7 protein-coding genes are annotated in these 9,829 nt (G+C 70.7%); 3 read left to right on the top strand and 4 right to left on the bottom strand.

The window, feature by feature from the left end:
- Positions 1-113: 113 nt before the first annotated feature.
- The gene (locus AB0M62_RS30380) at positions 114-920 is read right to left on the bottom strand and encodes a M15 family metallopeptidase (RefSeq protein ID WP_366077540.1); all 807 of its coding nucleotides are present in this window, start codon (positions 918-920) and stop codon (positions 114-116) included.
- Between the two features lie 59 nt (positions 921-979).
- Between AB0M62_RS30380 and AB0M62_RS30385 the strand changes: the two genes are divergently transcribed.
- Positions 980-1,513 (top strand): NUDIX domain-containing protein, encoded by a 534-nt coding sequence (locus AB0M62_RS30385; protein WP_366077541.1) that lies wholly within the window; start codon positions 980-982, stop codon positions 1,511-1,513.
- A 66-nt stretch (positions 1,514-1,579) separates the two neighbouring features.
- Here the strand turns inward: AB0M62_RS30385 and AB0M62_RS30390 are convergent, their stop codons facing one another.
- Entirely contained in the window at positions 1,580-3,919 is a 2,340-nt protein-coding gene (locus AB0M62_RS30390) for a glycoside hydrolase family 31 protein (protein WP_366077542.1), read from the bottom strand.
- Positions 3,920-4,141: 222 nt separating this feature from the next.
- On the opposite strand from AB0M62_RS30390, the gene AB0M62_RS30395 reads away from it, so the two are divergent.
- Positions 4,142-6,187: an acetoacetate--CoA ligase gene (locus AB0M62_RS30395; RefSeq protein WP_366077544.1), complete on the top strand. Its 2,046-nt coding sequence runs from the start codon at positions 4,142-4,144 to the stop codon at positions 6,185-6,187.
- A gap of 71 nt (positions 6,188-6,258) precedes the next feature.
- Entirely contained in the window at positions 6,259-7,143 is an 885-nt protein-coding gene (locus tag AB0M62_RS30400; RefSeq protein ID WP_366077545.1) for a hypothetical protein, read from the top strand.
- A 90-nt stretch (positions 7,144-7,233) separates the two neighbouring features.
- Here AB0M62_RS30400 and ptsP read toward each other — a convergent pair whose 3' ends face one another.
- On the bottom strand, positions 7,234-8,904 hold the full coding sequence (ptsP, locus tag AB0M62_RS30405; protein WP_366077546.1) for a phosphoenolpyruvate--protein phosphotransferase: 1,671 nt from the start codon (positions 8,902-8,904) through the stop codon (positions 7,234-7,236).
- A gap of 74 nt (positions 8,905-8,978) precedes the next feature.
- Positions 8,979-9,428: a PTS glucose transporter subunit IIA gene (locus AB0M62_RS30410; protein WP_366077547.1), complete on the bottom strand. Its 450-nt coding sequence runs from the start codon at positions 9,426-9,428 to the stop codon at positions 8,979-8,981.
- Between the last annotated feature and the right edge of the window lie 401 nt (positions 9,429-9,829).

Raw genomic sequence — 9,829 nt, forward strand, 5'->3', positions numbered from 1 at the left:
GTAATCGCTGACACGAGAACCGGATACGACTGGGCCGCGTCCGAAAGGAAGAACGGGCGGCCGGGATCTACGGGGGTGGTCCCGGCCGCCCGTATCCTGCGTCAGTCCGGCCCTCAGTGGCCGGCGACCGAGCGGTGGGACACAGGGAAGTCGAAGTAAGTGCCGGGGAACGGCTCCGGCTTGTATGTGAAGTGCCACCACTCCTCGGCCAGGTTCACGAAGCCCAGCTCCGCCAAGGTGGTCTTGAGAAGCACGCGATTGGCGCGCTGTTCGCCCTGGACGCGGGGGTCCTCGGTATGTGAGAGCGTGTCGAAACAGTCGAAACCGGTCCCCATGTCAACGGAGTTGTCGGCGAAGCGCTCTGCCTGCGGGGCATAGCACGGAACCAGCGGTTCGCCCGGAATGTAGGGCCGGGTCGGCGCCGCCGGCAGTTTCACCAGCGTGAGATCGACCGTGCTGCCCCGGCTGTGCCCGGACTGCTCGGCGATGTAACCGTCCGCGAACAGGCGCGACTTGTCGACATGGGGATAGAACTCCGCTTTCATGGCCTCGTCGTCCAGGTCCTTCGCCCAGCGCACGAAGTGGTCGACGGCCCGCTGCGGCCGGTAACAGTCGTACACCTTGAGGGAGTAGCCCTGGCGCAGCAGCTTCGTCTGGGCCCGGTGCAACGCCTGCGCCGCGGGCCGGGTGATGATGCAGACCGGCTGCCGGTAGCCGTCCACACGCTCACCGACGAAATTGTGTGCGGTGGTGTACCGGATCTCCTGCATGATCGTGCGGTCCACGGAGCGCAGCGCCACGAACTCCTTCGGCGCCTTGGGTTCGGGCTTCGCCTCGGCCGACGGCGTCAGGGCCGTCGCGGCAAGCAGGGTGGCGGCGCCCATGGCGAGGGTGCGCAGTACAGCGGCGAGTCGTGTCATGGTCTCCGTGTACCAGTCGGACTGCCCGCAGCGGAAGGGGCATCGGATACAGTCCGCGCGTGCCAGTGATTCCGGAAAAGAATTCCCACTGCTCCAGTTGCGGAGCACCGTACCCGGCCGACAGCGGCTGGCCGCGCATCTGTTCCGCCTGCGGCGACACGCTGTACCGCAACCCCCTACCGGTCGCGGTCGCCCTCCTGCCCGTAAGCGACGATCAAGGTGCCGCGCTCGTGGTCATCACCCGCGACATCGAGCCGCAGCGCGGTGGAATCGCGCTGCCGGGCGGCTTCATCGACCACGGCGAGGACTGGCGGCACGCCGTCGTGCGCGAACTCAAGGAAGAAACGGGCATCGACCTCGGGGGAGAGCCCGTCCGGCTCGCCGACGCCATGAGCTCCCCGGCCGGCCACCTCCTCGTTTTCGGCCTGCTGCCCGAACGAGCGGCAGCCGGCCTGCCGCCCACCGCTCCCACCGACGAGACCACCGGCTGGCACCTCCTGCACGAGCCGGCCGAACTGGCCTTTCCGCTGCACACGGAGGCGGTACGCAAGTGGTTCCGCGGCCAGTACGACCCGGCACCGCACCCGCACTGACCACCGGCAGGCATGCACGCGGGCCCCCGCCGACCGCACCCGCACCGACCGCACCCGCGCCCGTCGCTAAACGCCCCGAACCCGCACCGGAAGGCCGGGCTTCCCACCGCCCTCCCGTTCCACCGTGACCCCGGACGGCGTCCGCCGGGTCGTGAACCGCTCGATCTCCGGCTGCTCCCACCGGTCCCCGGTGTCCCTGACCAGCAGCCCGCCGCTCCTGCGCCCCGGCGCGGGCGCCCACACCTCCAGCTCGATGCCGCCGTCCGTCCCGCGCACCGGCAGAACCGCTCCTGCCCGCGCCAGCACCGGAATGCGCGACAGCGGAGCGTCGAGCAGCACCTGCCCGGGGCCCTGGTGCGCCTCGCCGGTCGCCGTGTCGTACCACCGCCCGCGCGGCAGGCGCACCGCCCGCCGGTCGGCACCGGCCTCAAGTACCGGCGCCACCAGCAGCGCGTCCCCCAGCAGAAACGCGTCCTCGCAGTCGCGCAGCGCCCGGTCCTCCGGCGCGTCCCACCACACCGGGCGCACATAGGGGGCGCCCGTACGCCGGGCCAGATGGGACAGCGTCACGAAGTACGGATGCAGCCGCTCCCGCTCGGTCAGCGCCGCCCGCGCATGGTCCAGCACCTGCGGACCGAACTCCCACGGCTCCCGACGCCCCGCCCAGATCGCCGCATGGGTACGGAACAGCGGCAGATACGCGCCCAGTTGGAACCAGCGCAGGTACAGCTCGGGCGACGGACTCCCGTTGAACCCGCCCACGTCCGGTCCCGAATAGGGCACACCGCACAGGCCCAGCCCCAGCACCAGCGACAGCGACGCCCGGAGCCCCGGCCACCCGGTCGTGACATCACCGGACCAGGTGCCGCCGTACCGTTGCATGCCCGCCCACCCGGAACGCGAGAAGAGGAAGGGCCGTTCTCGCGGACGCAGCCGGCACAAACTCTCGTACCCCGCCCGGGACATGGCCAGCCCGTAAACGTTGTGCGCCTCCCGGTGATCTCCTGCGGCGCCGTCCAGGGCATGGCGCGCCGAGCGCGGCAGCGTCATGTCGCCGAACGGCGAGAACGACACCGGCTCGTTCATGTCGTGCCAGATCCCCGAGAACCCCTGGGCCAACCGCTCCTCGTAGAGCCGGCCCCACCACCGCCGCACCTCCGGATCGGTGAAGTCCGGATAGACGCACTCGCCGGGCCAGACGACGCCCCTCACCTCCCGCCCCCGGGCGTCCCGGACGAACGCCCCGGCCGCCGCCCCGCTCTCGTACACCCGGCTGCCCGGCTCCGCCTTCACCGCCGGGTCCACGATCGACACCAGCCGCACCCCCTGCTCACGGAGTTCGCCGGCCAGCCCGGGCAGATCCGGAAATCGCTCGCGGTCGACGGTGAACACCTGATGCTCGTCGTAGTGGTCGATGTCCAGATGCACGGCCGACAGCGGCAGCCCCCGGCCCCGGTAGCCGTCCACTATCCGGCGCACCTCCCGCTCGCTCCCGAAACCCCACCGGGCATGGTGGTGTCCGAGCGCCCAGGACGGAGGCAGAGCCGGCGCCCCGGTGAGGGCCGCCCAGCCCCGCAGAACGCGGGCCGGGGTTCCGGCCACCACCCAGCAGCGCAGTGGGCCCCCGTCCATCCGCAGCTCGCTGGTGCCGGGGCGGTCGGGGCCGGAGCCGGCACCCTCCTCGCCTTCGCGCAGCGACACCCGGCCGTCCCACGTGTTGTCGTAGAACATGAGGTGCGTCCCCGCGTCGGCGACCACCAGCTCCACCGGCATGGTGATGTAGAGCGGGTCGTCCCCCGGCTCGAACCCGCCCCGCGGATCGGTGTTCCACAGCCGGTACGTGCCGTCCCGCAGCCGGGGGCCGGCCGCCCGTCCGCCCAGCCCGAAGAAACGGGCGTCGGCGGGCACCTCGGAGCGCTGGACCCAGCGAGCCGACCCCCCGGCGACCGGCTCCCACCACCGCGGCGGCAGCTCACGCCTCAGCACCACCCCGCCCGGCGTGCGTACCTCGACGGCCCCGTGCCGCGAGACGGCGACGGTCAGCCGCTCCGACACGACCTGCCAGCCGCCGTCCTTGTCCGGCTCCAGAACGGCCCGCGGATCCGGCTCCGGGCGGTCGCCCGCGAGCCCGTACGAGGGCGTCGGCCCGGCCCCGTCCCAGCCCCAGAACACCGGTCCGCCCGCCGCGACGAGCACCTCGAGCTCGGACCGGGCGAAGCGCAGCACGCCGCCCCCCGGCCGGGGCTCGGCACCTGTCAACGGCCCAGGGACCCGGGCCCGCTCGGCGCCGCGGCGCGGCAGCTCGGCCGCGTCCGTGCGGTGGTGCCGCCAGGCCGCCCGTACCGCCCGCAGCCCTCGTACCGAGCCGACCTCTCGCACCGAACGCACCAGCTCACGACCGTCCATGCCGCTCACCCTGCCATCCGTCCCCGGCCGCCCGGGGTTCGTTCAACTGGCGTTCACCCGTGGTGGCAGCACATCTTCGATCCGCCGACTATGGGTGGGCCGCCCTGGTGCGTGAGTCGATCACATGGCATCGTCCGTGTCAGCCGCGTCACGCGCACACCCATCGCGTGCGCGGGACACACGCACACGACGCGTAGAGCCGTAGAGCCCGGGAGCCGACCCATGACCTCAGTGACACCGACGACCCCTCCGAACACCAGGGGCGGGAACGAGGGCGCGCCGCTGCCCGAACCCCTCTGGCGGCCGGGCTCCGACCGCATCGCCGATGCCAAGATCACCCACTTCCAGCGCTGGGCCGCCGAACAGTACGGAGCACCGGCCGAGGGCGGCTACGCGGCACTCCATCGCTGGTCGGTCGACGAACTGGACACGTTCTGGAAAGCGGTAGCCGACTGGTTCGACGTACGGTTCTCCACTCCGTACGAGAGCGTCCTCGCCGACCGCTCCATGCCGGGCGCCCGATGGTTCCCCGGTGCCACCCTCAACTACGCGGAGCACGCCCTGCGCGCCGCCGAGGACCCGGCCCGGGCGAACGACGTGGCTCTCCTGCACGTGGACGAGACGCATGACCCGCAGCCGGTCACCTGGTCCGAGCTGCGCCGCCAGGTCGGCGCACTCGCCGCCGAACTGCGTGCCCTCGGCGTACGCCCCGGCGACCGGGTCAGCGGCTACCTCCCCAACATCCCGCAGGCCGTCACCGCTCTGCTCGCCACCGCCGCGGTCGGCGCGGTGTGGACCTCCTGCGCCCCGGACTTCGGCGCCCGTAGCGTGCTCGACCGCTTCCAGCAGGTCGAACCCGTCGTCCTGTTCACCGTCGACGGCTACCGATACGGCGGCAAGGAACACGACCGCACCGAGACCGTCGCTGAACTGCGCAGCGAGCTGCCGACCCTGCGTGCCGTGGTCCACATCCCCCTCCTCGGCACGCCGGCTCCCGAGGGCGCCCTCGAATGGTCCGCGGTCACCTCCGGCGCAGGCACCGCCGCGGCATCGGGCGACAGCGGGCCGGTCTTCGAACAGGTCCCGTTCGACCACCCCCTCTGGGTTCTGTACTCCTCCGGCACGACCGGCCTGCCCAAGGCCATCGTCCAGTCCCAGGGCGGCATCCTCCTCGAGCACCTCAAACAGCTCGGCCTGCACTGCGACCTCGGTCCCGAGGACCGCTTCTTCTGGTACACCTCGACCGGCTGGATGATGTGGAACTTCCTCGTCTCCGGCCTGCTCACCGGTACGACGGTCGTCCTCTACGACGGCAGTCCCGGCCACCCCGACACCGCCGCCCAGTGGCGCATCGCCGAACGCACCGGCGCCACCCTTTACGGCACCTCGGCCGCGTATGTCATGGCCTGCCGCAAGGCGGACGTCCACCCGTCCCGCGACTTCGACCTCTCCCGGGTCAAGTGCGTCGCGACCACCGGCTCGCCGCTCCCGCCCGACGGATTCCGCTGGCTCCACGACGAGGTCGCCGACGACCTCTGGATCGCGTCCGTCAGCGGCGGCACCGATGTGTGCAGCTGCTTCGCCGGGGCCGTCCCCACCCTCCCGGTCCACATCGGCGAACTGCAGGCCCCCTGCCTCGGCACCGACTTGCAGGCATGGGACCCGCAAGGCAAGCCCGTCGTCGGTGAGGTCGGCGAACTGGTCGTCACGAACCCGATGCCCTCCATGCCGATCCGTTTCTGGAACGACCCCGACGGCAGCCGCTACCGGGACAGCTACTTCGAGATGTTCCCCGGCGTCTGGCGCCACGGTGACTGGATCACGATCACCGACCACGGCTCGGTCGTCATCCACGGCCGCTCCGACTCCACCCTGAACCGCCAGGGAGTCCGTATGGGCTCCGCCGACATCTACGAAGCCGTCGAGCGCCTCCCAGAGATCAGGGAATCCCTGGTCATCGGACTCGAAGAGCCGGACGGCGGCTACTGGATGCCGCTCTTCGTCCACCTCGCCGAAGGTGCCACCCTGGACGACGGCCTCCGCTCGCGGATCAAGCAGACGATCCGTGAACAGCTTTCCCCGCGTCACGTGCCCGACGAGATCATCGAGGTTCCGGGCGTCCCCCACACCCTCACCGGCAAGCGCATCGAGGTCCCCGTCAAGCGCCTCCTCCAGGGCACGGCCCTCACCAAGGCTGTCAATCCCGGCTCGGTCGACAACCTCGAACTCCTGCGCTTCTACGAGGAGCTCGCCCGCACCCGGAAGTAGCCCGGGACCCGCACTGTCAGTCCCCCTGATTACGCTGAGTGAGCATTGATCAACCGTGCTCAGGGGGAGTCATGGCGCACGACAAGCAAGCCACCAGCATGCGGCGCACTCTGCGCCGTGAAGTGCCCAGCACCGTAGGCCTCCTGGCCGACGAGCAGGACTTCGCGGCCATGACGCGCTACCACACATTCACCTTCGACGATCACGCGGCCTACCTCGACCAGGTGGACGGCCTGCTGCGGTCACTCGCAGCCCAAGGAGTGCACACCACCGTCGCACTCTTCGACCCGGAGGAGTTCGAGGAGTTCTGCGCGGATTCGGGTCTCGACCCCGACACCGCCGCCAGCCGCACCCGCTTCACCGCCGAGATCGCGGCCGGCGGGGCAGCCCTCCCCTACGCCGGCCAGCCCATCGACCGCCTCGTCCCCCTCCTCATCAAGGAGGCGGTCCGGCTGGCCACCTGGGAGTACGCGACGATGCTGCTGGCCCGCCCGGGAAACTGCGCCGACTGCGGAGAGGACATCGGGAAGTCCGCTTTCGAACAGGCCTCCCGGCTCCTCATGCGCCTACTCGAAGCAGCCGGACCGGGCACCCACCACCTCGTCTGCAGCGTCCCCGCCGAAGGCGGCCAACTCCTCGCCGTGCTCCACGCCGATCGGCCCGGGGACGGTCCGGTGCGCCTTGATGAGGCCGACGGCCAGGACTTCGTGACGGTTCTCGCCGCCGGGATCGCCGTCGGGAGCCCTGGGGGAGTGGTGCTGCGCACCAGCGGCCCCGACGCCGCGGATCGCGTGCGCGGCTGGAAGCTCGACCGCGGCCGGCTCCGGCCCCTCACCGCCGGTGAGGTGTTCAGTGCCTACTGCACCGACGCGAACACCGGCGAGCCCGTCTCACCCGAGCCGGGCGTCGAGTACTGCGCGGGATTCACCATCGACGAGCCGGGCCGCCATCACTGACCGCCACCACGACTGACCGTCACAACGCCCGAAGGGCCCTCCACCGGTCTGTCCGGTGGAAGGCCCCTCGGCGAACAAGCAATCACCCGGTCACTCGCCGGACAGCACCGCCTGCGCGGCCAGCCGCGCCTCCTCGGCACTGTCCGTCGCGCGAGCCGCGGCGGCGGCACGCTCGCACTGGGCCAGCGTGTGCTTGGCCAGCGTCGCACGCACGTAAGGAATCGAGGCCGCACCCATGGAAAGGCTGGTAACACCCAGACCCGTCAGCACACATGCCAGCAGCGGGTCCGACGCGGCCTCGCCGCAGACTCCACAGCTCTTCCCCTCGGCCTTGGCTGCCTCGGCCGAAGCCGCGACCAGGTCGAGCAGCGCCGGCTGCCAGGGATCCTGCAGTCGCGAGACGGCACCGACCTGCCGGTCGGCCGCGAAGGTGTACTGCGCGAGGTCATTGGTGCCCAGCGACAGGAACTCCACTTCCTGCAGGATCGAACGCGCACGCAGTGCGGCGGACGGAATCTCCACCATCGCGCCGAACTTCGCCCGCAACCCCGCCGCACGGCACGCGTCCGCGAACGCCTTGGCGTCGGTCCGGTCGGCCACCATCGGAGCCATGACCTCGAGATAGACGGGCAGGCCCTCGGACGCCTTGGCCAGCGCGGTCAGCTGCGTACGCAGCACCTCCGGGTGGTCGAGCAGCGCCCGCAGACCCCGCACGCCCAATGCCGGGTTCGGCTCGTCCGCGGGAGTCAGAAAGTCCAGCGGCTTGTCCGCACCCGCGTCGAGGACCCGCACGACGACCCGTCCCTCGGGGAACGCCTCGAGGACCTTGCGGTAGGCCTCGACCTGCTTCTCCTCGGACGGAGCCTGCTTGCTGTTGTCCAGGAAGAGGAACTCCGTACGGAACAGACCGACACCCTCGGCACCCGCCTCGACAGCCGCCGGTACGTCACCGGGCCCACCGATGTTGGCGAGCAGCGGCACCTTGTGGCCGTCCGAGGTCGCCCCCGGACCGGAGGACGCGGCGAGCGCGGCCTTACGGGCCGCAGCCGCCGACTCCAGCTCGGCCCTCTTCTCGGGGCTCGGGTCGACGAAGACGTCGCCGGTGCTGCCGTCCACGGCGATGACCGTGCCCTCGGCCAGCTCGCAGGCCCCGGGCAGCGCCACCACGGCAGGCACCCCGAGCGCCCGCGCAAGAATCGCGCTGTGACTGGTGGGCCCGCCCTCCTCGGTGACGAAGCCGAGCACCAGCGTGGGATCGAGCAGAGCGGTGTCTGCGGGCGCGAGGTCCCGCGCGATCAGGACATACGGCTCGTCACTGTCCGGAACGCCCGGCATCGGCACGCCCAGCAGTCGGGCGACGATGCGGTTCCGGACGTCATCCAGGTCCGCCACACGCCCCGCGAGGTACTCACCTGCTCCCGCCAGCAGCGCCCGGTAGGCGGCCAACGCGTCATAGACAGCCCGCTCGGCGGTGCTGCCCACGGCGATGCGCCGTTCCACGTCCGCCATCAGCTCGGGGTCCTGCGCCATCATGGCCTGCGCCTCGAGCACGTGCTGCGCCTCACCACCAGCCAGATTGCCGCGGGCAATCAGGTCGGCCGCCACGGCATCGACGGCTTGGCGGGCGCGCCCCTGTTCGCGCCCCGCCTCGTCCGCCGGAATCTGCTTGGCCGGCGGCTCGAGGACCGCCGTACCCATGTGCCGGACTTCGCCGATCGCCACACCGTGGCTCACGCCGACGCCTCGCAGCGTTGTCTCCATTTCACCGTCTCCGTTAGAGCGGCGGGCCCAGCCGCCGCGATGGATTCCGACCAGCCGTTACTTCGGTGCTGAAGTCACTGCCAGCTGAAGAGAACGTCTCCGGCCTTCACATCGCCGTCCTCGCGGAGATCGCCGAGGGACTCCGCCGTGGCCTCGAGCGCGACGACGGGGCAGATCGCGGACTTGCCCGCGGCCTCGACGGCCGAGGGGTCCCAGCGCACCACTGCGTCGCCGCGCTGCACGGTGTCGCCCTTGTTGACGAGGAGCTCGAAGCCTTCGCCGTTGAGCTGCACGGTGTCAATGCCCAGGTGCGTCAAGACACCGTGGCCCTGCTCGTCGACGACGACGAACGCGTGCGGGTGGAGGGAGACAATGACGCCGTCGACGGGGGCCACCGCTTCGGAGGACTCACGCACGGGATCGATGGCGGTGCCCGGTCCCACCATCGCGCCGGAGAAGACCGGATCGGGCACAGCCGCGAGTCCGATTACGCGCCCGGCAAGAGGGGACGTCACGGTGGTCATGGGGCCTCCCAGGGGGTGGTGCTTCAAGTGTCGCCGTCACTGCCTGTCCCGGACGGCGTACTGGTTCGAAGGGTAAGTCATAAGAAGTCCCAGTTCCGCACGAAACTGCTGGTTAGCGGACCTAGGGGTGCACCGGAAACGATTTGCCTCAGCTGTTGACGCCGAGTACCGTCGTACCCCTGCCTGGCCCCAACGCGACGTTGAGTCGGGGGTCGGCAGCACCTGTCAGGCCGAGACTCTAACTGGTCTACACCTCTGCATGCCCGCCGGGTGGTGGTCAGGAGGGGCGTAAAACCCTGATAGAGTTTGGAAACACCGAAGGGAAGCGCCCGGAGGGCCCCGTGAAAAGGGACCGAAGGAAGCGTCCGTTCCTTGAGAACTCAACAGCGTGCCAAAAGTCA

Origin of the sequence: Streptomyces sp. NPDC051219, from assembly GCF_040682335.1 — a bacterium.
GTDB lineage: Bacteria > Actinomycetota > Actinomycetes > Streptomycetales > Streptomycetaceae > Streptomyces.